General features: G+C 69.3%; 18 protein-coding genes. 9 read left to right on the top strand and 9 right to left on the bottom strand.

What is annotated here, in order from left to right; all coding sequences use genetic code 11:
* Window positions 1-16: 16 nt before the first annotated feature.
* Both CMC5_RS24080 and CMC5_RS24075 read right to left on the bottom strand, forming a co-directional pair.
* The gene (locus CMC5_RS24080; protein ID WP_050432621.1) at window positions 17-1,690 is read right to left on the bottom strand and encodes a hypothetical protein; all 1,674 of its coding nucleotides are present in this window, start codon (window positions 1,688-1,690) and stop codon (window positions 17-19) included.
* A complete protein-coding gene (locus tag CMC5_RS24075) occupies window positions 1,687-5,757 on the bottom strand; it encodes an RHS repeat-associated core domain-containing protein (RefSeq protein ID WP_050432620.1) in 4,071 nt (1,356 codons plus the stop codon). The genes CMC5_RS24080 and CMC5_RS24075 overlap by 4 nt, the downstream gene beginning before the upstream one ends.
* Before the next feature lie 131 nt (window positions 5,758-5,888).
* On the opposite strand from CMC5_RS24075, the gene CMC5_RS24070 reads away from it, so the two are divergent.
* On the top strand, window positions 5,889-6,464 hold the full coding sequence (locus CMC5_RS24070; protein WP_169796636.1) for an RNA polymerase sigma factor: 576 nt from the start codon (window positions 5,889-5,891) through the stop codon (window positions 6,462-6,464).
* Window positions 6,461-6,724, top strand: a complete 264-nt coding sequence (locus CMC5_RS24065) for a hypothetical protein (protein ID WP_050432618.1) — start codon at window positions 6,461-6,463, stop codon at window positions 6,722-6,724. Before CMC5_RS24070 ends, CMC5_RS24065 begins: the two co-directional genes overlap by 4 nt.
* Before the next feature lie 64 nt (window positions 6,725-6,788).
* Here the strand turns inward: CMC5_RS24065 and CMC5_RS24060 are convergent, their stop codons facing one another.
* The 3 genes from CMC5_RS24060 to CMC5_RS24050 all read right to left on the bottom strand — a co-directional run bounded on the left by CMC5_RS24060 (window position 6,789) and on the right by CMC5_RS24050 (window position 9,101).
* The gene (locus tag CMC5_RS24060; RefSeq protein WP_050432617.1) at window positions 6,789-7,508 is read right to left on the bottom strand and encodes an SDR family NAD(P)-dependent oxidoreductase; all 720 of its coding nucleotides are present in this window, start codon (window positions 7,506-7,508) and stop codon (window positions 6,789-6,791) included.
* Window positions 7,505-7,921 carry a CopG family ribbon-helix-helix protein gene (locus tag CMC5_RS24055; protein ID WP_050432616.1) on the bottom strand — a complete coding sequence of 139 codons (417 nt, stop codon included), beginning with the start codon at window positions 7,919-7,921 and terminating at the stop codon, window positions 7,505-7,507. Before CMC5_RS24055 ends, CMC5_RS24060 begins: the two co-directional genes overlap by 4 nt.
* A gap of 61 nt (window positions 7,922-7,982) precedes the next feature.
* Complete coding sequence (locus tag CMC5_RS24050; protein ID WP_050432615.1) at window positions 7,983-9,101, bottom strand: hypothetical protein; 1,119 nt, start codon at window positions 9,099-9,101, stop codon at window positions 7,983-7,985.
* A 129-nt stretch (window positions 9,102-9,230) separates the two neighbouring features.
* Between CMC5_RS24050 and CMC5_RS24045 the strand changes: the two genes are divergently transcribed.
* From CMC5_RS24045 to CMC5_RS24035, 3 genes are all read left to right on the top strand, one after another.
* Window positions 9,231-10,472 (top strand): SPFH domain-containing protein, encoded by a 1,242-nt coding sequence (locus CMC5_RS24045; RefSeq protein WP_050432614.1) that lies wholly within the window; start codon window positions 9,231-9,233, stop codon window positions 10,470-10,472.
* Between the two features lie 560 nt (window positions 10,473-11,032).
* A complete protein-coding gene (locus CMC5_RS24040; protein ID WP_050432613.1) occupies window positions 11,033-12,445 on the top strand; it encodes a serine/threonine-protein kinase in 1,413 nt (470 codons plus the stop codon).
* A gap of 28 nt (window positions 12,446-12,473) precedes the next feature.
* Entirely contained in the window at window positions 12,474-14,918 is a 2,445-nt protein-coding gene (locus CMC5_RS24035) for a response regulator (RefSeq protein ID WP_050432612.1), read from the top strand.
* A 170-nt stretch (window positions 14,919-15,088) separates the two neighbouring features.
* Here the strand turns inward: CMC5_RS24035 and CMC5_RS24030 are convergent, their stop codons facing one another.
* Window positions 15,089-15,925 (bottom strand): alpha/beta fold hydrolase, encoded by an 837-nt coding sequence (locus CMC5_RS24030; protein ID WP_245677720.1) that lies wholly within the window; start codon window positions 15,923-15,925, stop codon window positions 15,089-15,091.
* A 437-nt stretch (window positions 15,926-16,362) separates the two neighbouring features.
* On the opposite strand from CMC5_RS24030, the gene CMC5_RS24025 reads away from it, so the two are divergent.
* Window positions 16,363-16,878, top strand: a complete 516-nt coding sequence (locus CMC5_RS24025; RefSeq protein ID WP_245677719.1) for a MerR family transcriptional regulator — start codon at window positions 16,363-16,365, stop codon at window positions 16,876-16,878.
* A 196-nt stretch (window positions 16,879-17,074) separates the two neighbouring features.
* Window positions 17,075-17,821: a sigma factor-like helix-turn-helix DNA-binding protein gene (locus tag CMC5_RS24020; protein WP_245677718.1), complete on the top strand. Its 747-nt coding sequence runs from the start codon at window positions 17,075-17,077 to the stop codon at window positions 17,819-17,821.
* Here CMC5_RS24020 and CMC5_RS24015 read toward each other — a convergent pair whose 3' ends face one another.
* Both CMC5_RS24015 and CMC5_RS24010 read right to left on the bottom strand, forming a co-directional pair.
* Window positions 17,822-20,257 carry a hypothetical protein gene (locus tag CMC5_RS24015; RefSeq protein ID WP_050432609.1) on the bottom strand — a complete coding sequence of 812 codons (2,436 nt, stop codon included), beginning with the start codon at window positions 20,255-20,257 and terminating at the stop codon, window positions 17,822-17,824.
* 112 nt (window positions 20,258-20,369) lie between these two features.
* The gene (locus CMC5_RS24010) at window positions 20,370-21,215 is read right to left on the bottom strand and encodes a single stranded DNA-binding domain-containing protein (RefSeq protein WP_050432608.1); all 846 of its coding nucleotides are present in this window, start codon (window positions 21,213-21,215) and stop codon (window positions 20,370-20,372) included.
* Between the two features lie 116 nt (window positions 21,216-21,331).
* Between CMC5_RS24010 and CMC5_RS24005 the strand changes: the two genes are divergently transcribed.
* Entirely contained in the window at window positions 21,332-21,856 is a 525-nt protein-coding gene (locus CMC5_RS24005) for a hypothetical protein (protein WP_245677717.1), read from the top strand.
* A gap of 35 nt (window positions 21,857-21,891) precedes the next feature.
* A complete protein-coding gene (locus CMC5_RS24000) occupies window positions 21,892-22,299 on the top strand; it encodes a septal ring lytic transglycosylase RlpA family protein (RefSeq protein ID WP_082363508.1) in 408 nt (135 codons plus the stop codon).
* A 3-nt stretch (window positions 22,300-22,302) separates the two neighbouring features.
* Here the strand turns inward: CMC5_RS24000 and CMC5_RS23995 are convergent, their stop codons facing one another.
* Window positions 22,303-24,699, bottom strand: coding sequence for a PQQ-binding-like beta-propeller repeat protein (locus tag CMC5_RS23995; RefSeq protein ID WP_050432607.1), 2,397 nt, complete (start codon window positions 24,697-24,699; stop codon window positions 22,303-22,305).
* Window positions 24,700-24,738 lie beyond the last annotated feature (39 nt).

The following is a 24,738-nucleotide window of genomic DNA, read 5'->3' as shown; positions in this document are numbered from 1 at the left end:
GATGGGTCCACGGCGTTCACCCCCCCGGATCGGTCCCGCGTGTCTGCTCCGCGGCCTCGGCGAGCTGGATGGCGTGGGCGAGCTGGTCGTCGTCCGTGGCGAAGACCACGGTCATGCGCTCACCGGAGAGAGGAGCGAACAGCTCCTGGATGGACACGTGCTCGCCGATCCACCAGGACCGGATGGCGTCGCTGGCCTCGGGGACGGCCGGCAACCCCAGCGCGTGGGCGAGGGGGGCGCCGATGGATCCGGGGAGCGCGTGCTCCAGGAACTGGCCCTTCTGTCCCGTGACCGTCTCCAGGGCGGCCTCGAACTCGATGCGGTGGCGCAGGCTGGACGCGCTCGGAAAGAGCTGGTCGACCGTGGCCTCGTGCTCGATGAGCGTCCCGTCGTGATCCAGGTACATCGTGGTGCTCGGCGTCGCACCGATCATCACCAGCTCGCGGCCTTCCCAGGAGAGGCCGAGGTCGCGCGGGCTGCCCGGGAGGCGTGGGGGAAGCGGCTGCTCCGGGAAGGGAAAGTACGCGGTGAGCAAGGCGAGGGTGCCGATCTGGTTCGGTGGCTCGTCGCCCCAGGCAAACCCGCCCCAGGTGGCGTTCGCCTGCCGAAGGGCGTCGTAAGAGCGGAGGCCCCAGCGTGCGAGCGCCTCTTCCAGCTCGTCGCCCTCGGGGATCTCGATGGGATCGCGTCGCGCCCGCATCGCCCGCAGGTAGTCACGCGCGCGAGGGGAGAAGTCCTGAAGAGCGGCGTCGGCGAGCAAGCAGCGGCGGTGCTCGATCGGGGGGGACGCGGGGGCGACGACGAGGCGGCGGGCCTCCGTCGTGCGCCCGGTGATCTGCACCAGTGCGTCGGCTTCGAGGGAGATGGCGCCGCGGGTGTGGCCGAAGCTCCAGAGCTGTACGGCGCCCGCCACGGGCGTCGGGAGAGGAGGCGCCGCATCCAGGGGTTCGAGGGCGAGGGTGGGCGCGGGGCCGTGGATCCGGGCGCGTGTGCCCAGTTCTGCGAGGACCCGCACGAGCTTCGGGGCCTCGGCCACGTCGAGGAGGAAGACGGTCGCGTACCAGGGGTTCGTCTGCTGGACGATGATGTGGTCGTTTCCGTTGATCTGCTCGAGGTCGTCGGAGGCTTCAGGGAGGGTGTGGACGTCGAGCGCGTCCGCGAGCCGCTCCGCGACGTCGCCCTCGCAGCGCAGCTCCGCGGGCGCCTCGCGGGTGATGGTGCGGAGAACTTCGCGCTCGAGGTGGATGAAGGGCGTCCGCGCCACCATGCGAGCACGCGAGAGGTTGGGAGGGCTGAGTTCGATGACGTGGCCCGTTTCGTCGAGGTAGAGATGTCGGCCGAGCGCCGCGGAACCGAAGCGCACCAGCGTCGCTCCGTCGCGTTCGAGGACAGGGGGGGCACCGGACGCGAGCTTCATGGTCCAGGCCTCGTAGCTGCTGAACGCCACGAGGCGGTTCGACATCCGTTGCCGGCAGCCTTGAGGGGTGGCGCTGCAGGCGCTGCGAGGGAGGTAGAAGCGCTCGCGGACGTCGTTCAGGGCCTGCTCCCAGGCGATGAGGGACGCGAAGGGGGGGATCTGATGGCGGATGAGCCAGTCGTCCAGCCGCTCGCGGCTCCAGCCGGGTGGCATGCAGCCGCGTGCGACGAGGAAGCGAAGGGCGCGTTCGGAGAGCGGGGACGCGACGGTCATGGCGCTTGAGAGCCCCAACCCGAGGTCGGATTCCAGGTGTTCACCACGCGGTTGTCTCCGGTCCGCTGGTTGTGGTCGCGCAGCCGCTGGTTGTAGCTCGGTGTCGATGCCTGTGGCGGGGTGAATCGCTGCGTCGGGGGACCTGGGTCCATCGGCCTGTTCGCTGCCGCGGCGCGGTTCATGGCAGCAATGGTCTGGGGCGAATAGCCAGGCGCGATCACGTCCCTGGGGGGGCGTGCGCCCGGTCCGGTCAGGCCCCAGAGGTTCGGAATCGACTGGCTGCAGTTGGCGCAAGGAGCCATGGGGTTGCTGGCTTGATCGCGCGCGGCGATCCCGTTCTCCGGGCTGATCTCGTCGAGGGCATCGCCGAGGGAGCGGCGGCCGTCATCGGAATCCGGATGAATCGGGGCGCGCGGTGGGCAATTGCGGGTCTCCCAGTCCCGGAGGTGCCCGGACAGCGCTGCCGGCTCGGCGCAGGCCGAAGGGCGTCGGCCGCCAGACTCTGCGGCGCTGGCCGTCTCTGGTACGACACGCGGTGCGCCTGCGGTGTGCGCGGTGCAGGGGGACAGCGCTCGATCGACAGCGACGTGGTAGGGCTGCTCGTCGCCCTGGCTGCGCTCGACCGTCGTGCCGTCGCGGCGGGTGATGGTGACGGTCGTCTGCAGACCATCGGAATCGATGGCCGTCTCGGGGCGGTTGTCGGCGTACGTATAGCCGCGCAGGGATCCCTGGAGCCGGATGGGATCTGGGCTGATGTACCTGCCGAGATCCGGGTCGTAATAGCGGTACCGGTTGTAGAAAAGGCCGGTCTCTCGATCCTCGTACTGTCCCGGGTGGCGGAACGGCGTCGCCGAGCGGGTCGCCGGGGTGACCTTGCCCCAGGCGTCCATGTGGATCTCCGCGAGGATCTCTCCGCGCCCGGAGACGATGGCATCCGGGGCGTCGTTGGCGTCGGTCACGAGGAACTCCCATGCTCCCTCTTCCTTGCGCCCGCCGATCTCGAGGTCGGTGCGCTGTGCCATCGGCACCGAGGCGTTGGGACCATGGCAGTATGTGCGCACCTCGACCGCGGGCTCGCCGCTGCTGGACACGTACTGGCGGACCTCGTGCAGGAGTGCGTCGCCGCTCCACACGTACCTGTGGACCTGGGCGACGTCGCCAGGTCCCTCGATCTTCTTCGACACCCGACGCGCGAACGCGTCATAGAGGAAGGATATCTTGACGCCGTCGGGCCGCTCGATCGCCTCGAGGAGACCAGCACCAGACCAGCAATACCGCCAGGGAGGGTCGGCTCCCTTCCGATCTCGTCGCTCGATGAGCGCGCCCTCGGCGTCGTAGATGTACTCGAACGCCCCGCGTGCGCTCAGCTTCCCCCCTGGCTCGTAGCGTTCTCCCTGCGACGCGAAGCGGTTGCCGGACTCGTCGTATCCGAACATCGATGCCTGCATGTCGGGGGGGATCACCGCGACGAGCTGCCCCAGGGGGTCGTGTTCGTAACGCGTGGAGCCATACCGCGGATCGTGTTCTGCGTTCAGCTCACCTCCGCGGCTGTAAGAGAAGCTTTTCTGCCAGACCGTTCCAGGGGGGACCGGCCCGATCCAGTCCGGTTCACCCGCGAGATCGAAGCTCCCCGCGAGGGTGACGCGCCGATGAGCGAGCAGCCCGAAGGCCTCGGGCGCGGAGAGGATGGCTCCCCCCCCGGGCAGTTCTCGTCGCACCTCGGTGCCGCACGGATCGTAATCGAAGCGGATCGCATGGTGGTCTCCGAGCTGGATGCGCGTCGGGCTCCCCATGGGGTCCCGAGCGACCTTCTCGTGGAAGCCGAGGGACGAGCGCACCTCGGCGGGCTTGCCGAGCAGATCATTGACGTAGTCGACGACGCTGGTCTCGACCGAGCCAAGCACCGTCTCGCGGGTCAGGACCCCCCGCGCGTCGTAGGTGAGCAAGCACTCGATGCCGGCGGCTCGCGCTGCGACCACGCGTCCGAGAGGATCGCGATCGATCTCGTCGAGCGCGCCGTCGGGATGCTCGCGACGTACGAGGCGCCCGCACGCATCGTACGTGTAGTTCCAGGTCTGCAGGCCGGCGCTCCGCACCTGCGTCACGCGACCCGCGGCGTCGTGCCGGTAGGCGTAGTGGCGCCCGTCGAAGGTGCGCTCGCCGATGATGCGGCCCGAGGCGCTGCGCTCGTACCGTTGCTCCTCTCCCGCCTCGTTGATGACCCGGAGGAGGTCGCCTTCGCGATCGTAGCGGAGCTTGATGGAACGACCGTCTGGTCGGACCACCTCGTGGATCACGTCGTAGCCCCCCCAGCGCAGCTCGAAGACGCGATCGTTCGCGTCGCGGATGCGCCGGACTCGCCCGACGGGATCGTGCTCGAACACCTCCATACCGCCGTTCGGGTACATCACCGTGTGGAGGCGTCCGGAGAGATGATAAGCGTACCGCGTCTCTCCGCCGGCTGGGTCGACGTGGGCGAGGACGCGGCCCAGGTAGTCGTACCGGATACGACGCACCCCGCCGTTTGGCTCGACGATCTCGATCCGGTTGCCGTGGGCGTCGTACGCCATTCGTGTCGTGCCACCATTCGGCATCAGCGCCTCGACGAGGTGGCCCAGGCCATCATGGCGGTACTGGACGATGTCCCCGAGGTCGTCCCACACGCGGGTGAGCGCTCCCCGGTCGTCGTGCTCGTAGTGCGTCGCCACGCCGAGGGCGTCACGGATGACGGCGAGGTTCCCCATCTCGTCGTACTCGAGTTCGGTCGTGTTCCCCATGGGATCCTGTGACGTCACGACGCGTCCCCAGTCATCCCGCTTCCAGCACCACGTCGCCAGCTCCGGGTCGGTCGAGGAGGCGAGGTTGCCCCAGGGATCGTACGTCTGGGTCCAGACGGCGCTTCCCCAGCAGCCCTTGTCGACCTTCTTGTGCTCGTTGATGACGTAGCGTCGGAGCTGCCGTGAATCGACGACCTCGGTGACGTCGCCGTGGTAGTCGATCGTGCAGTGGAGGACGCCTTTGGCGACCGTCCTCCCGTCCGCGAGGACCTCGGCGACCCCTTCGTCGAGGCTGGGATCTCGACCCTCCGGGTACTCCGCCCACGTCTCGACACAGCGACGTTGCTCGTCGTATCGGTGCCGGACGGTCAGCCCGTCAGCGTGGACGACGTGCGTGAGCAGGTGGTCGCCGTAGCGATACCGGGTGACCGCGCCCTCGGCATCCTTTACCTCCACGAGGTCTCCCGCGTCGTCGTACCGGTAGGAGTAGAAGCGCACGTACTCCGCACCGGGGGGGCCGTTGCGCACCTCGAAGGCGGCGATGCGTCCAGAGCTGTGACGGCGGACGTGGACTGCTCGGAAGACCGCATCCGTGATCGTGCTGAGCTGGCCATCCTGATCGTATTCCAGCTCGATCCGGTGGTCCCACCGGTTCTGGATGCGGAACAGCAGGTAGCGATCCCCGGAGCCGACCCGCCGGAAATAGCGGTTCCACCCGTGCTCGTCCCGCAGGACGTAGAACCCTTCCTCGGAGGCGATCGAGCGCGCAGGCGAGAGCCATGTCGACCTGCCGGGTTCGGGGCGCGGGATCTGCTCGCGTGTGCCGTTTCCCCGCCACAGGACGAGATGGCGGCGGCGTTCCTCGATCTCCCAGGCGAGCGCGTGGGTCCACCCGAAGCCGAGGCCGACGTCGCGCTCGACGGCGAAGGAGGAGTACTCCCGCGTGAGGACGAGCCGCATCGGACCGGGTAACACGAGGTCCACGGCGGGGATGGTGGACACGCGACCGGTCGCCACGTCGACGGGATCGCCGGCGCTGATCTGACCCCCACCGCCATGTGCCGGGTTGGGACAGCCGCTCCCCGAGCCGGTGCCCGAGGCCCCCGCTCCCCGACCATCCTCGCTGGCGCTGTCGCCTCCCTGGCCTCCCTGGCCATCGGCTCCTTGGCCGTCCGCTCCGCCACGGCCGCCGCGGCCACCGCCGTGGCCACCGCCGCCACCCAGGATGAAGATTCCGGGGTTCATGCCGGGGATGGCGGGGAAGTTCGGGAGCGGTGCAGTTCTCGCCATAGGGACTCCTCCAAGGGTCGAGCGACGACTCAGGGTAGATCAGGCGTCTGGACCCTGGATGCGAATCCTCGTTCGGTCGGCCGACAGGAGCGGGGACCTGGGGTCCACTTCGTGGCATGCTCAGGCCTTCGATGCTGGACCTGGACGCTCACCTGACCGCCATCGCCGACGGTGATGCGGACGCCTTCGGGCAGTGGCTCGCCGGGGCAGAGCCGGCATTGCGGTCGTCGTTGCGCTCGTTCGCGGCGCGGGTCGACGTGGAGGCGGTGCTTCAGGAGGCGCTGCTGCGGGTGTGGCAGGTGGCGCCGCGGCACACGCCGGATGGTCGTCCCAACAGCCTGTTCCGGGTGGCACTGCGGATCGCGCGTAACCTGTCCGTCGATGAGGTGCGCCGTGCGCGCGCGACGCCCGTGGAAGATGAGGCGATCGAGCGGGCGCTCGCCGCGAGCGAAGGGGAGGTGATGCCGGTGGGCCCCGATCCGCTGCTGCGGCGGGTGATCGAAGCGTGCCGCGAGAAGCTGCCAGGGAAGCCCGCAGAGGTTCTGATGGCGCGGCTTTCGTCAGGGGGATCCGAGCCTGACGAGGTGATCGCCGCGCGTCTCGGGATGAAGACGAACACCTTCCTGCAGAACTTCACGCGGGCGCGGAAGCTCCTGGCGGAGTGCCTGGAGCGTCAGCAGGTCGACCTGGCGGTGGAGCTGTCATGAGCACGCCGTCGGATCCGCCGAGCGGGAGCGACGAGGAGCGGGAGCGGCTGATCGAGGCCGCGGCTGGCGCGTTCCGGGGGCGGGATCCGCACGGGAACATCCAGTCGCATCCGGCCTGGTACGATCTGGACGAGGCAGGACGGGCCGAGGCTTACGAGCGGGCGCTGCGGCTGCGGGCCATGGAAGCGGCGCTCGATCCACAGGGGCTCTCGACGACGGCGCGGGCGGTGCTGTTGCGGATTCGAAATCGAAAGGCGTAGCGCGAGGGAGGTGAGGGGGCTCGGTGGCGTGTGATCGCTGCCGCTGTCGGCGAACGAGCTGGCTTCAGCGGCCGACGCCCCAGACTTCGCCGGTGGTCCAGGTGGCATCGAGCAAGGCGAGGGTGGCGTGGGCGACCTCTTCCGGGGTGCCGAAGCGCCCCATGGGGGTGCGGGCGGCGAGGCGGGTGGCGCGGGCGGGATCGTGGCCGGACTCGGGATCGGTGACGATGCCGAGGGCGAGGGCGTTGACCCGGACGCGGGGGGCAAGCTCGGTGGCGAGGGCACGGAGGCCGGCTTCGAGGGCGCCTTTGGCGGCGAGGTAGGCGAGGTGGTTGGGGTAAGGGCGGGTCACGCCCGCATCGCTGAGGGCGACGATGGCGCCGTTGCTGAGGGTGAGCTGCTCGGCGAGGGCGTTCGCGAGGAGCAGCGGTGCGACGGTGTGCACGGTGAGGGCGTCGAGGAGCGCTTCCCGGGAGAGGGCGTTCAAGGGGGTGCGTGGGAAGGGGCCGCCGGCGAGCACGAGGTCGTCGAGGCCACCCGTGGCGAGGACGGCGTCGGCGAGGTGCGCCGGTCCTTCGGGGGCGCGGAGGTCGGCGCTGATCATGCGGGGGGGCGGCGGGTGAGGGATGGTGAGGTGCGCGAGTTCGTGGGCGAGCGCTTCGAGGCGCTCGGCGTCGCGGGCGGTGAGGACGACTTGGTCGCCGCGGCGCGCGAGCGCGCGGGCGATGGCGCTGCCGAGGTGGCCCGTGGCGCCCACGACGAGGACGCGGCGAGGGGCGCTCACGCTGGCTCCGGGAGTGGGGCAGCAACGGACAGCTCGCAGGAGAGGACGCCCTTGAGGCCACCGATCTGTCCCGCCATGGCCGCGAGATCGGAGGCGCGGCCGCGCAGCGCGGTGACCTGCATGGTGCGCTCCCGGTCGAGGGGGACGACGAGGCTTGCGACGATGAGGGAGGCGTTCTCGCGCTCGATCTCGGCAAGCCGCCCACCGTTTTCGCGAGCGGAGGGGGTGCTGACCAGGGTGAGGGTCGCGGCGACGCGGGCGCCTCCCTCGAACGCGGCGCGGGTGAGGTCGGCGCGGATGAGATCGCGGAGGGCTTCGGAGCGGTTCTCGTAACCCCTTCCGGCGATGCGCCGATCGAAGTCGCCGAGCAGGCTGCGGTCCATGGCCACGCCGAATCGGACCAGGTCGCTCATCGCGCGTGGGCTCGTCGTGAGAGGAGAAGAGAAGGCACAGGCAGGCAGGGAGGAGGCATCTTCATTTGCGTCGGTCGAGGTGGCGGCGCGCGGCGTCCTTCACCGGCGACGTGACGTTCTTGCTCTTGGAGATCGATTTGAGGTCCGACTCGCGGAGGAGCGGCACCATCTTGGTCGCGACCATGACCGGGGTCCGAGGGTTCTCGACCAGGCTCTTCTTGATGGTGTAGCTGTTCATCCACTCGGCCGTGGTGGCGATGACCCGGAGCACCTCGTCCGAGATGTTGCGGTTGCGGCTGATGAGGGCGATGTCGTCCTCTTGCATCTGAGGGCTGCGGACGGCAGCGCTGGCGACGAGGCGGTTGGTGTCGCGGACGAGGAGCATGCGCTCCTCGCGGGTGCCGAGCATGGCGCGGCGGATGCGCTGGGAGATGGTCATGTCGGCGAGGCGCTTGTAGAGCGGGAGGAACTTCTCCTCGACGTGCTCCTTGCCCTCCTCGTCTTCCTTGTGCGTATCGCTCCCCTGGTTGTCGTCGGTGAGCTGCTCGGCGAGCGCATCCGTCTCCTGGAAGAGCATGTCGTCGGGGGTCGGCTCGTCCGAAGCTTCGGCGATGAGTTCCTCCTTGATGGCGGTGCTCGCCTCTCGCCAGGCAGGGATCCCGGTCAGCTCGACCTGGTTCCGGGTGGCGAGATCGATGAGACGATCGGCCGTCGACATGCGGGTGTTCTTGTTCAGGTAGAGCCGCTCGATGACGCGCGGGTTCTTCAGGAGGCGCTCCTCGTTGACGGCGATGAGCTCGGTGACCGTCTCGTTGCCGGTGGACGCGAGGTGGAGGAGCGTCTCCGCGTCGATGCGGGGCATCGCCAGGAGCTTCTCGAGCACGGGGGGCCGCGCGGGGTACAGCCTGGCGAGGTGGTCGACGACGAGGGGCGGGAGGTCGCTGCCGAGTGCCCCCGTCAGGATGGGATCGGGGAGGGCGGCCAGGGTGCGCTCCGCCGTCTCGCGTACGGAGGCCCGCTCGCTCGTGGTGAGGAGCACGAGGACGGTGGTCAGTTCCCCCGGCTTCATGCCTGGGGCGACCCCGCGGGCGGCCATTTCCTGCAGTTTTTGCGGTGCGGCGGGCTGGGCGATCTTCTGGGCGGGCGGGGAGAGCGTGCCCATGTCGATCGGCGGGATCATCGAATGTTGGTCCTTCTGTGTTCGCCGGGGCATTGCTGACCCGACCGGGGGGGATTATCTTGAGGCGGCCGTACGCCCGCAAGGCGCGCGTCACGGAAGCGGGCGGGAAGAAGCGAAAGGGAGCGCGACATGGGGATTCTGGATTTCGTCAAGAGCGGCGTCCGCGAGATGATGATCGCGCGCCCGGATGCACTGAAACATCTCATCGTCTACAAGCATCCGGATCAGAACATCCCCTTCTGGTCGCAGCTCACCGTCGATAGCGACGAGTGTGCCCTGTTCTTCAAGGACGGGCGCTACGTCGGTCATCTACCGCCCGGCCGGCACACGCTGCAGAGCCAGAACATCCCGTTCCTGAACAACCTCGTGAACAAGTTCACGGGCGGGGACGTGTTCATCGCGGAGGTCTTCTTCGTGAAGACCCAGCCCGTGCGCGGTCTGCCGTTCGGCGGTCCCCTGGAGTCGATGGAGGATCCGATCCTCTACGAGTTCGTCACGCCCCGCATCTTCGGCGAGTTCTCGCTGGTGGTGGTGGACCCGGTGCGCTTCGTCATCGGCTACCACGGGCAGGCGGCCGGCGCGAACGACAACGACGTCATCCTGAGCTGGATCAAGGGCAAGTTCTTCATGTCGGTGAAGACGGTGATCGCCCAGACCTGCGCGCAGCAGCAGAAGAGCCTGCTCAACCTCGGCGGGATGAGCATGGAGCTGGCCGCCCGCATCGTTCAGTCGGCGCCGAACCTCGAGGAGATCGGGGTGCGGGTGCTGGAGATCGGCAACTTCAACATCAACTTCGCGGCCGAGGACCAGAAGCTCCTGCGCGAGGCCAACAAGTCGCGCGGCGAGGCTCGGCGCGGGGTCGGGATCGCTGCCGATCAGGCGCGGGCGAAGCAGTTCGAGCTGGACCAGAAGTTCGGTCAGGATGCGCGCTACACGCAGATGGCCGGCGGCTGGAACCAGTACGCCGCAGGGCAGGCAATGCTCGGTGCGGGCGAGGGGATGGCCAAGGGAGGTGGAGACGCTGGCGTCGCGGGCCTCGGGGCGCAGATGGCCGTCGGCGTCGGGATGGCGCACATGATGAACCCGGCGCACCAGCAGGGGTACGGGCATCAGGGCTACCCTGGCGCTCCTCCTCAGGGCGCTCCGCCCGGCTACCCCGGCGCCCCTCCTGGTTACCCCGGCGCGCCACAGGGCTATCCGGGCGCTCCGCAAGGGTACCCTGGCGCGCCGCAGCCCGCCGCAGCCGCGGGCGCCGGTGGGGCTCAGACGGTCGAGCAGCGGTTGCAGCGGCTCGCTGAGCTGAAGAGCAAGGGCCTGATCTCCGAAGAGGATTTCCAGGCACGCAAAGCGAAGATCCTCGAAGAGATCTGACGAAGGACTCGGGCTTCCCGAGCCGCACGCCCGTCGACCCGTCCGGTCGACGACGTCATCTTCGGAAGTTCATCCTCTCCTGCTGAAACGAGCCCTGGACCAGCCGGTCCGGGGCTGACTTCTTTGTCCGCGCTTCGTGTGAATTCCCTCCTTTCGTTGGTGAGCCAACGTCCATCATCTCGAAAGGCTGAAGGCTCCGCTGCTCCGCGTCAGAGCTGAGCCGCGCACCAGGCCGACGATGGCGAGTGGCAAGAGGCCTGTGCTCACGTGCGTTCGCTGGTGGATGCATCGAACTGCAGCGCGCCATGGCTGGGTCCGCACATACAAAGGCGACGGGTCTGGGCGAGGTGTATTAAACTCGCCAGGTGCCTTCCACGCTGCGTATGCACCCTGGCGTCGTCCCCGGTGGCGGCAATCCCGCGACAGGGAGTGCAGGCGATGGGCCACCTCCGACACCACCGAAGAGTGAGCAGCCTCCTTCGCGCGCTCGATGGTGCCCCCAGTGCAAGCAGACCTTCTCGTCGACGCATGCACGTTTCTGCCCGTTCGACGGTGCGACGTTGGCCGATGCGCTGGACTGGAGTCCCAGCGTCGATCCGCTGATCGGGACGATCGTGGGCGGGCGCTACGAGGTCCTCTCGTTACTGGGCGAGGGCGGCATGGGCACCGTGTACGAGGTGCGCCACGCCACGCTGGGGCGGACGCTGGCGATGAAGGTGCTGCGGCGAGACATCGCCAAGGACCCTGATCTGGTCGCCAGGTTCACCCAGGAAGCCAAGGCGGCGGCAGGGATCGGGCACCCGAACATCGTGACGGTGATGGACTTCGGGTCGATCGACGCAGGCTCGAAGGACGTGAGCCGACCGTTCTTCGTGATGGAGCTGCTGGAGGGCCGATCACTCGGGGCGCTGCTCCGCGCGGAGAAGCTGGTGACGCCGGCTCGGGTCGCGCCGCTGTTCATCCAGTGCGCTCGGGCGCTGGAGGCCGCGCACAAGGCGGGGGTGGTGCACCGGGATCTGAAGCCGGACAACCTGTTCATCGTCCGCAAAGGGGACGCGGAAGTGGTGAAGCTGCTCGACTTCGGTGTGGCCAAGGTGGCGGGCAACCGTCGGCTGACCCGGGTGGGGATGGTTTTCGGGACGCCGCATTACATGAGCCCGGAGCAAGCAGAAGGGAAGCACGTGGACGCGCGCACCGATGTGTATGCGCTCGGCGTGATCATGTACGAGTGCTTCTCGGGCAGGGTGCCTTTCGAAGCCGACACGTACATGGGTGTGCTCACCAAGCATATGTTCGCCGTACCCGAGCCGCTCGAGCGGGTCGCGCCCGATGCGGCGGCGCTGGGGTCGTTCGGGCCGCTCGTGATGCGCTGCCTCGCGAAGCGTGTCGAGGAACGGTTCCCTTCGATGGCGGAGCTGGCCGATGCGCTCGAGCTGGCGCTGACCAACCCGAAGGAGGCGGCGGCAGGGAGCGGAGGTGAGCGTCCTCGGCGTCCGGCGATGCGGCTCCGGGACAGCAACCCGATGCTCGGGCCCGTGCAGCTTCCCAGGGAAGTGGATGCGCCGCCCTCCTCGAAGTCGAGGTCGACGTGGGTCGCGCTCGGCGTCGCCGCGGTGGTGTTGCCGGTGGCGGCACTGCTCGGGGTGCGGGCCTTGCAAGGAACGGTCGAGAACCCGGAGACCGCGCTTGGCGCTTCGGGGTCGCGGACGTCGGAGGCTTCCGCGTCGCTCCTGGAGCCGACTGCTGCTCCCTCGACGAGCGCAGCGCAAAACGTGGTGCCGAGCGTGCCGACGGCCGTGGGGGCCGTGAGCGCGGAGGTGAGCGCCGTGTCTGGCGTGGCACCACGTTCCGGTGGTTCGAACGTCTCGACGCTCACCGGACAGGGGCAGGGAGCCGGACGGGGGACCCCTGCGACCACGGCGAAGCCGAGAGAGTCGGGCGACCTCGTGGACCCCTGGCGCAACACGAAATAGCCGCCGCGCGGCGGGTGAAACATCCAAGGTGGCGAAGCAACAACTGCTCCTGGTCGACGCCGATCCACGCAGCCTGCGCGTCCTCGAGGTCAGCCTGAGGAAAGCCGGGTACAGCGTCACCACGGCGAAGGACGGCGCCGACGCGCTGGCCAAGCTCGAGGTGTCGACGCCCGATCTGGTCCTCACGGACAGCCGGCTCCCGAACCTGGACGGCTACGGTCTGGTCCGTGGGATGAAGGAGCACGCGGAGTGGGCCTCGATCCCGGTGGTGTTCCTGACGAGCCAGAAGTCGATCGAGGACAAGATCCGGGGGCTCGAGCTCGGGATCGAGGACTACCTCACCAAGCCCATCTTCGTCCGTGAACTGATCGCGCGGGTGAAGCTGCTCCTGGCACGGCGAGAGCGGGAGGGTTTCACGACCCGCTCGGGGCCGAGTGGGCGGATGCGGTTCTCGGGGGCGATCGCGGACATGAACGTGGTCGACCTGCTGCAGACCTTCGAGGTGAGCCGGAAGAGCGGCGTGGTCCACCTCGCGAGCGGGGAGGACGAGGCGCACATCTACTTCCGCGATGGCAAGGTGGTGGACGCCACGCTGGGGCGTCTCGCGGGGGAGGAGGCGGTTTACCGTGCCTTGCTCTGGAGTGAGGGGACGTTCGAGGTCGAGTTCTGCAAGGTGGAGTGCCCCGATGTGATCGACGCCTCGACGCAGGGGCTGCTCATGGAGGGGATGCGGCGGGTGGACGAGTGGGGGCGACTTCTGGAGGCGCTGCCGCCGCTCAGCACGCTGTTCGAGGTCGATCACGAGGAGCTGCTCGAGCGGCTGAACGAGATCCCGGATGAGCTGAACGGCATCCTGCGCCTGTTCGATGGGCGGCGGACGTTGATGCAGGTGGTCGATACGTCGCCGTTCGAGGATCTGTCGACGCTGGCGACGATCTCGAAGCTGTACTTCGAGGGGCTCCTGGTGCCGGCAGCAGCGCCCGCGGGAGCGACCGAAGACGTGGTTCCCAGTGTGGATCCGGAGACCGGCCAGGAAGAGTTCCACGGTCCGCCAACGCTCGGTCCGCGGCTGCGGAGGATGAGCCTGGGGCAAGGCAGCGATGCCGAGCAGGGGCCGCTGTCCTCGACTGGAGACGAGCTCGCGGAGGATGGTGGGGTGGTCCCCGCTCCGCTCTCGGTGCAGCCGCTGGGCCTCTCGCTGCCGGGCCGGGGGAGCGCGGACGCGCCGGCGCCGGGTGTGAACACCACGATGGAGGCGGCGGTCTTGCACCGTGGCGTGACGGAAGGGGACAGAGAGCCAGCGGCGGTCGGGGTCGCGGTGGGCCCGAGCGACGACGCGTCCGAGGGGGACCAGGCTGGGGACGCGTCGAGAGGGACCGAAGTCGAAACCGGGGACCGCGCGACCCCTGTGGGACCGTTGACGCGCGATGCGCTGGACCGCGTGTTCGCTCCCGTGGCGGTGATGGAGGCTGCGCGGGAGATCCCGCCGGGGGACTCGGCTGAGGCTCCGGTTCGCGCTGAGGTCGAGGAGGAGGCCACCCGGGAAGCGCAGCAACCCACGGCGCTCGCTGTGCTCGAAGGGGAGCGAGCGGGCGGTGAGGGAGGGATCGCGGTGGTCGATCCTGCGATCCCCGCGAACGAGGGGGGACCCACGGCCTCGAGTGAGGTGCGTGGTGCGCGTGGGCACGCGCCGGAAGAAGGCGCTGTGCAGCCCCCGCGGCGGCATGCCGAGCACGAAGAGGATGTGGACGAGGAGGCCGCGGCGCTGGGAGCGACGCTTGGGCATCCGGAACGTGAAGCGAGGCGTGCGCGACTGCTGCGGGTGGTCGTGGGCGTCGTGGTCGGGCTCGTGCTGAGCATCGGCGGTATCTGGGCGGTGAACCGGTCGAGGAAGGGCGCCAGGCCTTCCACGGTGGAGGTCAGCGCGTCTCCCGAGCCTTCGGGCGTGGGGGCGTCGGGTTCATCGGTCGCCACGATTCCCGCGGTCGGTCATGAAGTCCCGGCGGCGGTACACACGGCGAGCGCAGAGCCGGAGCCGAGCCTCATGGCCGAGCCGAGCCTGACGGCGGAGCCGAGCCTCATGGCCGAGCCGAGCCTGACGGCGGAGCCGAACGGCGCCACGACGGCCACGGCGCAGGGCTCGCCGAGTTCCACAGCTTCGGCCGCACCAGCGGCGACCGGAGCCGCGACCGCGAAGCCGGCTGGTGGTCCTGGGTTCGTCGATGACGAGAAGGCGCCTCTCACGACGCGGGTCATGCGGGCGATGGAAGCCGGGCAGGGGGCGCGCGCCGTGCAACTCGCGCAGCAGCTGACGTCAGGTTCGCCAGGGAGCGCGAGCGCCTGGCACCTCCGTGGCGCCGCGGAGCAGTCGGCGGGGCGCGGTGGGATGGCGTCGTTCCGGAAATGCGCAGAGCTCGCGCCTCCCGACTCGGAGCTGAACGCGGAATGCAAAGCCCTCGCCGGGATGCACTGAGTCCCGCTCGTCGGCTCAGTCAGGCGGAGTGCGTGTCGCTGTGTGGCGTCTCAACCGTGGGTCGAAAAATCACCGGAGCGGAGAGCGCGCGCCGAGTGCACCGAGATCCCTGACGGGCGCGAAGGGGCTCCGTCGGGTGAGCTGAGTGCTCCCCCCGTGCCCCGTTGGCATCAGCGTCTGCCTTCCAGAAACTGCGTCAGGAGCGCGACGAACTCACGAGGACGTTCCTCGTGCGGCGAGTGGCCGGCGTCCATGATTTCGAGCCGCGCCCCGGGGATCTCCCGAGCCAGTCGCTGGGCGCTCACGGCAGGGAAGAGCCGATCGTCGCGCCCCCACACCACCAGCGTCGGGGTGGCGATACGGGTGAGCCGGGCCACCACTGGCCGCGCGTCGAGCCCGGCGCGGAGTACGGCGTGCGCGCTCTCTCGGGCCGAGGGGCCGTTGAACAGCTCGTAGTGGCGCTCGACGCGAGCGGCAGGGAACGTCGCATGGCGCCCGTAGATCTCATCACGGAAGAAGGAGCGGAACAGGGCGCGCCCCCAGAGCTGCTTGAAGAAGATCCCCCCGATCACCGGGACGAGGGGCAGCTTTCTCCTCATCCCCATCGGGAACGGGTAACAGAGCGAATCCTCGACCACGAGCCGCTGTACGAGCTCCGGGTGTTCTGCTGCCAGGGTGATGGCGACGGCGCCACCCAGGGAGTGACCGCAGAGGTGAGCCCTGCCGACCCCGAAGGCCGCGATGAGGTCGGCGATCGCCTCGGCGAAAGCCTCGATGCCATAGGCGTACCGGGCTGCGCTGGGCTTCTCGCTCTCGCCGAAGCCAGGAAGATCGGGGGCGAGCACATGAAAGCGCGTGGACAGCGGCCCGATGATGTCCTCGAACGCCAGACGGCTCGTAAGGAAGTCGTGGATGAGCACCAGTGCAGGGCTGGTGTCGGCGCCTGCCTCCAGCACCCGCATCCGGACCCCGCTGGCGGTGACATCCCGCACGACATGATCAAGCACCCGACTCGTCGTCGCCTGCGGGGCAGTTCTGCCGAGCCTCAGGCGGTCCTCCTTAACAGCAACCATGTGACCGGAGCGTACCAGCCCTTTTGTCCCGGCAACCGGATGTATGACAAGGTGCGTGTCCAAGTCCGCTGACGCTCAACTCTCGCCTCGTCCGTCCTCTCGTGACGATGACTCCGCTCCCAGTGAGAAAGCACACGTAAGCCTCGACCACAGAACAACCAGCACGGGTTTCATCATGGGACATAGAATGTCCCACCATGATCAGAAAACCCTTGCAATCGAGGCAATGCCGGACGGAGCAGCATTCTTTTCGCACGGCTAATTGACTGTATTCCATTCAGTGGAATACAGTCGCGCGCGTTGGTTGGGCAGCGGCGGTGCCGCCGCCCCTGACGGCTCGGGAGGCCGGTGTGCAGAGGATCCCCGACGACGTGCTAGATCGCATCGAGCAGGAGCACGCCCAGGGGATCACGTCGAGTGAGATCCTCGACCTGTTCGCCGCTCACGGGCTCAAGTTCAGCGAAGCGACGCTGAGGAAGTATGTGCAGCTCGGCCTGCTCCCGCGAAGTGTGCGGGTGGGCCGAAAAGGCAAGCATCAGGGCTCCCAGGGGATGTATCCGGCCAGCGTGGTCCGACAGATCCAGCGGATCAAGGACATGATGGCGCAGGACTACACCATCGAGGAGATCCAGAGGGAGTTCCTGTTCGTCAGGGGTGACATCGAAGAGCTGGAGCGGACGATGGCGAAGGTCTTCGATGCACTCAAGGAAGCCGCAAAAGAGCGGCGAAGTGAGACGAGTGGGCGAGCCATCGCGCAGGACCTGAGCACGGCTGAGGTCCTGGCGCGTGAGCTCGTCGCGAAGCTCACCATGCTCGAGGAGCGCTTGATGGCTCAGGCGCGGCTCTCGAGAGGATTGATGTCTTCAAAGCAGGCTGCTTCCTCCTAATTCGAGGGGCGTCAGCGGTTCGAATGTAGCGGCGTGCATGGACGGGTCGGGCCTGTCCGCGTGCGCTTCATGGCGATCGATGGTCCGGCGAGAACCGCCGGAGAGTACTGGACGACCATTCGGCGCGCGGGCTCGGACTCGCGCATCCGGGCGGTCGTGCGTGCGCAGAGCGGAAAACGGAGGCAGGCGCATGGCGATGGTGTCTGATAGCGGGCTGGAGGTGTTCGAGGGTGCAGGGGCCGAGGCCGGTGACGTCGAGCTCGAGGAGCTCGGGGGGCCGGTCGTGGAAGGCGCGCTGGCGCGCAAGGCCGAGCTGGCGACATCGGCCAGCGCCGTCACCCGCGAGCAGCGTCGCTCGCGGCGCAAGCGCGAGGTGCGTGCGCGAACCATCAGCGTCAAGCGGATGACGAAGCGCGAGCTCGAGATCGGAAGGATGCTTTACCCCGAGACCGACTACTACAAGCCGCGTACCCGCGCGGAATGTGTGGATGGTCCGAGGCCCTGTCCTTACGTGTCGTGCAAGCACCACCTGTACCTGGATGTTTCGCCACGTACGGGGGCGATCAAGCTCAATTTCCCCGATCTCGAGGCGTCGGAGATGAACGAGTCCTGCGCGCTCGACATCGCCGATCGGGGAGGCACCACGCTCGAGGACGTGGGTGCGATCATGAACCTCACCCGGGAGCGGATCCGTCAGGTGGAGGTCAAGGCGCTGGCAAAGCTGGAGGCGCTGCGCGACATGAACGCGCTGCGCGACTACGTCGATGAAGGGCCTGTCGGCAAGCGCCGCCTTCCGGTGCTGAACCGGCCCGAAGTGGACGACGCCGATGAGGACCTGGACGACGAGGACCTCGACGACGACATGGAGGACGGCGACGGGTTCGGCGGTGATCGCGCGCTGGCAGCGAGCGAGGATGCCGTCGAGTTCGACGGCGGCGAGTGATCACTCCGGGCGGGCTTCGACGCTGATCAGGGCGCCCTCGGCGAGCGCTGTCGCGAGCCAGGCGCGCCACGCGGCGAGGCCGACCCGCGCAGGGGCGCTCCCCGTGGGCGCCCGGTCACGCCACAGGTCGATCAGCCTCCGCCTGGGCTGGGTGCGTGCATCGCGCTCTGCTCTGGCGAGGTTCGTTTCGGCGCGCTTCAGGTCGCTCTCGGTGAGCCGTTGCGAGAGGCCGGAGAGCAGCTCGCGAAGCCGGGTGGTGACAGCTTCGAGCCGATCCGCCGATGTACGGACGTCGACCACCAGCGCAGCGGCGCGGGAGCCTCCGATGACCCGCGCCGTTGCGCGAGTGCCGATTGCGTCGGTGAGCGTCGTCGCGAGCAGACCTCCCTCGCCATCGAGCGCCGCAGCCGTCAGTCTCGCCAGCTCCAGCGTCCCCTGACCCACCGGTGCGCCGATGAGCGCCTGTGCGAGCGCTGCTTCCCTGGGCAATGCCGTCGTGTAGCGCCCCGGGTGTGGTGTGCCGAGCTCGGGCGCGGTGCATGTTCGCTGTCCGGTCCTGGGCGCGATCCACCGCTCGGTGGCCATCGCCGCCGCGGTGGCCTGTGCAGCGTCCGCGTTCGCGAGGACCGCAACGCGGAGAGGTCCGGTCGCGAGCGCCTGCCAGCGATGACGTGCGGCATGCAATGCGCTCCCCGTAACGCGCTCCCAGAGGCCGAACGGCTCGACCCACGAGGGATGATCTGGCGCGATGGCCGCGGCAAATGTCCCCATCGCGGCCGCTTCAGGACCGGCGGTTCGTTCCAGATGTCCGAGCGCGGCGACCCGTGCGAGCGACAGCGCCGTCGACTCTGCCGTGGTCCCCGTGAGTGCGCGCGCCGCGGCATCCGCGACCCGGCGCGCGAGATCGGCGGGCGTCTCGGACTCGTCGTCGAGCGGTGCGTGGGCGATGACGCCGATGCCTTCGGGCGTGATCCATGGCTCCAGCGCCACGTTGCCTTCCCAGGGAGGCTGCACTGCCGAGAGCGCAGCGAGCGCCGTCGCCCCCGCATCGCTCACACCTTCCTCGACGACGCCACAGGGGCTCGCGAGCAAGACCCACACCTCTCCTTGGCCGCGCTCGACCAGGGTGCGCCGCTCCACCGAGGGCTGGGCAGCGGACGTGAGAGCCCGCCCGAGTTCGACGTCGAAGCGTGCGCCCACCGAGGTCTCACCGCTCGACGGCGGATCTCGGCGTGGTGGTACGGCGAGCACCGTCGCCCATCGTTCCGGCTGATCACGCGCGACACTGGACAGCGCCCACCACGCGGCGCGTGCGGCCGCGTCCCGTGCATCTGCAGCGGTGAGAATCTGCCTGGACACGACGCCGGTCGAGGGAGACGAGGCCAGCTCGGTGCGGATCTCCTGACGCACCAAGGCCGCTACCGCCGCCGCAGCTGCCTCCGGAGGTGTACCTCCCTGCATCGCTGCCGCCTCCACCGTCACGCTGATGCAGCCGCCGCGTGGGCGCGCCACCCCGAGCACTTCCACAGGGCTCCATGGGATCGAGAGCGCAGCCAGACGCGCTCGCAGCGGGGAGCTGATGGCGCCGAGACGCTCGGCGGTATACGCGGCCGAGCGCGCATTCGGGACACGAACGGCCACGGTGAGGCGCGCGCTACGATCACCCAGCTGCAGCGAGGAATGGGCGCCCACCGTATCGGCCGTGGGCCATGGATCCGTGGGCTCGTCGCCCGCCGGCCAGGCCCCGGCGCGCTCCAGCGCGGCTGCGGTCTCCTCGCAGAACGCGGCTGGACCGACGGCCGATATCGACGTGCGCGCCGCGTGCAGTGCCGAGCGACGCCACGCCTCCAGCTCCCGCGCGCCCGCCGGGGTGGACAGGTCCGGGACCGGTTCATTCCCGGCGAGCCCCACGCGCCCCGTGCAGGCTGCGACCGGCAGCAGCTCGGGCGCGTCGAGTGGAATCTCGCGCAGTCCCAGCAGGCGCCGCTTCGCCAGCGCGAGCTCGGGGCTGTCGACCGCGATGGGCTGGGCGAACGCGCGAGCGAGGGCGCCGAGGAACGAAGCCACCTGCTCCTTGCCTCTCGGGCGTGCGACCACCCGGAACGCGCTTCGGTCCACTTGAACCTCGAGTTCAAGACCCGTCGCTCGCAGCCGCCCCTCGATGACACTCGCGAGGGCTACCGTCGCCGCAGGACCGAGATCCGTGGCCACGGCTGCGACCAGCGCGGGTGCAGGGTCTCCTTCTCTCGACACGAGCGCCAAACGTGGGCGCTCATCGAGACGGCGCACCTCGATCTGCCCGACGCTGCCCTCGGGTGTCGGGAGCAACGCTTGCACGGGCGGGGGCACTGGTGGCTGCTGCTGACAGGCACCGACGAGGAGCCCCAGCGCGCCGACGACGACGGGCCCGAGCCAAGCTCCGGCGAGCGAGCGCATCGAGGGGAGGGGACCCGCCCCGAGGGACGCGTCAGACCTTGGAAGACCCTTTGCGCGACCCGACCTCGGAGCGCGAACGCGGCGCTTCGGGCACGTCATCCGCCGAGCGTACTCAGAACTCGAAGTCCGCGGGGGAGCGCGGTGCGATCCTGAAGCCATAGAAATAGGTCAACACCCCGGTGACGGCGCGGAACGACGACCCCTGGAGCGCTGGCCCCTGTCCCTTCAGATCGTACAGCTCGTTGGAGATCCGAACGATGTCGCTCGCCTCCACGCCTTGGCCCATGTTGATCGCCGCCGAGTACCGGCCGCTGCTCTCCGAAGGATTGCCAGCGATCTCCACGTTCTCCAGGCGGACGAGCATGCCGATGTAAGGTCGGGCGCTCTCGTACCCGCGCAGCGCGGTGAGCGGCACCGTCGTCGACTCCACATGGGCGTTCTCGAAGCGGAACGACATCGTGCCCCCGATCTCGGGCAGCGTCCGGCAGAAGGGGAAACGCCCAGTCACCGGCCCAGCGAACTCCATCATCACCCCCGTGACGTCCACCACATCGCCTTCCGCGAGGCGGAGGTCGGGGGGGCTGAACGAGGGGTTGAAGACGGTCATGCCGAACCCGGGGACGGGATCGCCCTCCACGGGTTCGTGGTTCGCCTGTGCGTACGTATCCTGCACGTAGTAGTTGCCGGTCGCGCCCTGGCTGGTCTCGTCGTAGCGGTCGATGGCCACGACGGCGACGCCCGTGACCCGTACCGGACGATCCGACGGGTAGGAACAGCGCGCGCTGTCCTGATCGTCGGGGTCGAGCCAGCTCGGCTGTCCGAGGACCTGTGGGAGGCGCTCGCCATCTCCGTAGACGTTCGCGAGCGGGTCGGCGTGCGCGTCCCCGTTGCCCCCACCGCAAGCGGCGAGAGGGAGGACGAAGGAGAGAAGGAGAGGGATGCGGGTACTGTCCAGCAAGAGGCCTCCGGCCGCCTCTTACCATACCGCGCGTGGCATGAGGCGGGCTTTCGGGGCACCGGGCGCACGCGGCGGTGCGCTGCTGGCACGGGCCTCGAAGATGCTATACCCCGCCTGTGCTGTCCGGTCGCGCACTCGCGCTCGTGATTCTGGCCTGGTCCCTGGTCAAGGTGCTCTTCGCGCGTCTCGGCGGAAGGAAGACTGGCCTCGCGCTCTTTCACGACAACTACGACGCGGATCGCCTCCCACCGCTCACCGCAGGCGAACGTGAGGAACTCACCTCCTTTTCCAGCTGCATCGCCTGCGGTCGTTGCGATGCAGGGGAGGCAGAGCGCATCGCAGCGTCACGCGGCGCCTATCCAGGCTTGATGGCGGTCGTGCTGGCTTCAGCGCGGAGCATGCCGGACTTCGACGCGGCGGCCCTGGCGCTTCGCCACGTCCCTGACGAGGTCCTCGAACAGAAAGAGGCCATCTGCCCCACGGGCGTGCCTTTTCGGGCCATCGCGCGGTTCATCCGGGCCAAGGCCGACTTCATCGCGGCTGCTGACGGCAACGCCCTTCCTCGACGGCATCTGCCGCTCGCCGCGACGTCCGGCGGAGCAGCCATGGCACTCGGCCAGCCTGCCCAGGGGGAGGGGTGAGGTCGCTCGTCGCGCCCCTCTGCGGCCTCCTCGGAATGCTGACGGCTGCTTGCAGCAGCGGGACCAGCCGCCCCCCCGTAGTGCCCACGAGCCCTGCGTCCGAGCCCCCTTCTGCCTCCGGTGACTCCGGCGACATCCAGGGAGAGCGCGGCCGTGCCAGCTACTACAGCGATCGCCTCGCGGGCCGGTCCACCGCCAGCGGCGAGCCCTATCGGCCCGGCCTCCTCACGGCGGCGCATCGGAAGCTGCCGTTCGGCACGGTGGTCGACGTGATCCGCGCCGATGGTCGGCGCGTCCGGGTGACGATCAACGATCGCGGCCCCTTCACGAAGGGGCGGATCATCGACCTCTCGCGCAAGGCTGCCGAGGCCATCGGCATGATCCGCGAGGGGGTGGTCGACGTCACCGTGGTGGTGGTGTCGAAGCCCCCCTCGCGCCGCTGACGCTCAGGACACCAGGCTGAGCCGAGGGCCTGCGGTGAACGCGGCAATGTGCCCGCTCTCCTCGGCGACGTACACGTCACAGCGCTCATCGACCCGAAGCAGATCCGGGATCAGATCGGTCGGAACCTTTCCGAGCGGGGCACCATCGCGCGAGCGCACCACATGCACCTCGCTCTGGGGAACGAACAGCGCGCCCGAGCGCAGCACCGGCTCCAGACGACGAGGTCGATCCCCCTCCGCACCCCCGCCGAACACGTGACGGTAACGGATCTGGCCGTCCAGCGCGCCGACCCCGATCAGCTCGCCGCCCTCGCTGTTCACCACGATCACGTCGTCGACCACCATGCACGACGCCGCTCCGGCACAGATGGCCACATCGAACCGCGCGGCGCCGGTCTGTCGGTCGTATGCGACCAGCCCCGTCCCGCGGCGACCATGGGTCACCACGCACACCGTCTCTGCTGCGAGCAACGGCGCGCCGACGGGAGCGCCGTGTGCCGGCAGATCCACACTCCACCGCGCTGCACCGGACCACGGATCGAGGTGATGCAGGCGTGCTCCGCCTCGCCCCACCAGCGCGCCATCGCCAGCCAGCGCGAAAAGGGCGTCGTGATCCACGGCCACCGGCGCGTTGAAGCGCAGCCGATCACAGAAGCGCCACACCACCTCACCCGTGAGCACGTCCAGGGCCGAGAGCGAAGGCTCCCCGCTCACCACCACCACCAGCTTGCCAGCGCGCCGCAGCCGGAAGCTCTCCCCCCGACGCGCCGCATAGCGCCAGCGCACATCGCCTCCGTGCAGATCCACCGCCGCCAGGTGCCGTGCCCCCTCGCTGACGATCAGCGTACGCGGCAACCCGGGCGCGCTGACCACCGCCCCCGCCGCGCTGCCCCCGGCGCGTGGCGAGAGCCGCGTGGACCAGGCGACCTCGCCGCTCGTCAGGTCGTGCAGGCACAGCGTCCCGTCTGGCAGGAGCCGACCCAGGCCGACCGGCGTCATCACGCTCACCGCCCGAGGGGCAGGCTGCTGCCACACCAGCTCCCCGGTCCGTCGATCGAGGCAGCAGATCTCTCTGGCCGTCCCCGCCACCAGCACGTCCCCGCAGAGGAACGTCGAGCGCAGATCGAGCGACGGGATCGCCGTCACCCAGCGCGCCGAGAAGCGGAGCCGCGTCCTCGAGAACGTATCGGCGGTCGCCTGGGCCGCGGCGGCCCGGGTCGCTTCTGCGAAGGCCCGGTAGCTCTCCGGCGCTTCGTTGATCTTGGCGTCGTTGCGCGTCACCTCGCGGAGCCGCTCCGACAGCTCCCGCACCCGCGCACGGAACGCGTGGAGCCGCAGGTTCGAGGCCTGCGACCGATCGCGCCGCGAGAGGGTCCGGCACAGCGCCCTGCCGAACGCGATCACCCCTTGGGCGAGCGCTGCCACATCCACCGCAGGGAACGTCCAGGGTTGCGTCCGCGACTCCCCGCGATCGCTGCCGCGCGACGGGCCCACCTCCCGCGGGCGTGAAAGCCCCAGGCTCAGCGACAGCCCACCCTCCCCATGCACCCGGATTCCCAGGAGCGCCCCGCCAGCCGTCACGCGGCGGTGGTAAGGCCGGCTACGGGTCCAGGCATCCAGCGCCTCCAGCGCGAGCGCCGTCAGTTGCTCGGCCACGACGAACACCAGCACGTCGGGCAGCTCCCGAGCATGCTCGCCCACCGCGACGCGCACCCGCCCTCGGAAGAGCAACGAGAACAGGTCGGAGCGCTGGACGGGCGGCGGCACCGACTTTGCGCCACTGCTGCGGCTCTCGGTGGCGCCTCCGCTCTCCGGGGCGGTGTTCGAACGCAGCAGCACCTCGGACGCGATGACGACGGGGATCTCGCCCGTGGGCTCCACACCGACCACGGCGAGATCCGTCGTGGCCTCTTCGTCGGGGAACGGCAGCGCCCCCTCCAGGCGACGCCGCGCGGCAGCCAGCCGAGGCACCTGCGTGGGGGAGGCGCTGCGGCCCGCGCGATCGAGCGCGGCCAGCACGAACGCGCAGAGGCCCTGGCCCGCCACCCGACGCTCGTGCAGCGCGACGGCGGGGACCTCTCCACCCTGGAACGTGGTCGCGTGGATGTCGCGCCCGGCGCGCTCCAGGCCGAGTTCCCAGGGTTCCGGTTCCACGCAGAGGCGCACCACGGCGCGCCCGCGGCGGCCGGTGGCCACGTCGGCGACCGCATCGGCGAGATCGCAGATCAAGGCGACCGGATCCGCCTCGGCGTGCAGAGGGAGCGCCGCAGGATCCTCGATCCAGGCCGGGGCTCCACGCTCCCGGGGCGAGCGCTCCAGCAGCTCGAGGAGCTCATGGAGGAGGGCCGGCTCGGGCGAGGAGGGGAGGGTGTTGTCAGCGACGAGAGACAGTCCGTGCATCCGCTGCGGGATGCTAGGCAGGGTGGGCACCTTTCCTAA

The sequence above is a fragment of the Chondromyces crocatus genome (genome assembly GCF_001189295.1).
GTDB classification, from domain to species: domain Bacteria; phylum Myxococcota_A; class Polyangia; order Polyangiales; family Polyangiaceae; genus Chondromyces; species Chondromyces crocatus.
Note: the sequence above shows the minus strand (reverse complement) of the source record. Positions and strands in the feature narration are given on the sequence as shown.

Coding starts and splice junctions, on each gene's coding strand:
- CMC5_RS23995 (WP_050432607.1), bottom strand. CDS start 24,699: ATGCACGGACTGTCTCTCGTCGCTGACAACACCCTCCCCTCCTCGCCC.
- CMC5_RS24050 (WP_050432615.1), bottom strand. CDS start 9,101: ATGATCCCGCCGATCGACATGGGCACGCTCTCCCCGCCCGCCCAGAAG.
- CMC5_RS24015 (WP_050432609.1), bottom strand. CDS start 20,257: ATGCGCTCGCTCGCCGGAGCTTGGCTCGGGCCCGTCGTCGTCGGCGCG.
- CMC5_RS24070 (WP_169796636.1), top strand. CDS start 5,889: ATGCTGGACCTGGACGCTCACCTGACCGCCATCGCCGACGGTGATGCG.
- CMC5_RS24080 (WP_050432621.1), bottom strand. CDS start 1,690: ATGACCGTCGCGTCCCCGCTCTCCGAACGCGCCCTTCGCTTCCTCGTC.
- CMC5_RS24055 (WP_050432616.1), bottom strand. CDS start 7,921: ATGAGCGACCTGGTCCGATTCGGCGTGGCCATGGACCGCAGCCTGCTC.
- CMC5_RS24000 (WP_082363508.1), top strand. CDS start 21,892: ATGCTGACGGCTGCTTGCAGCAGCGGGACCAGCCGCCCCCCCGTAGTG.
- CMC5_RS24075 (WP_050432620.1), bottom strand. CDS start 5,757: ATGGCGAGAACTGCACCGCTCCCGAACTTCCCCGCCATCCCCGGCATG.
- CMC5_RS24045 (WP_050432614.1), top strand. CDS start 9,231: ATGGGGATTCTGGATTTCGTCAAGAGCGGCGTCCGCGAGATGATGATC.
- CMC5_RS24065 (WP_050432618.1), top strand. CDS start 6,461: ATGAGCACGCCGTCGGATCCGCCGAGCGGGAGCGACGAGGAGCGGGAG.
- CMC5_RS24020 (WP_245677718.1), top strand. CDS start 17,075: ATGGTGTCTGATAGCGGGCTGGAGGTGTTCGAGGGTGCAGGGGCCGAG.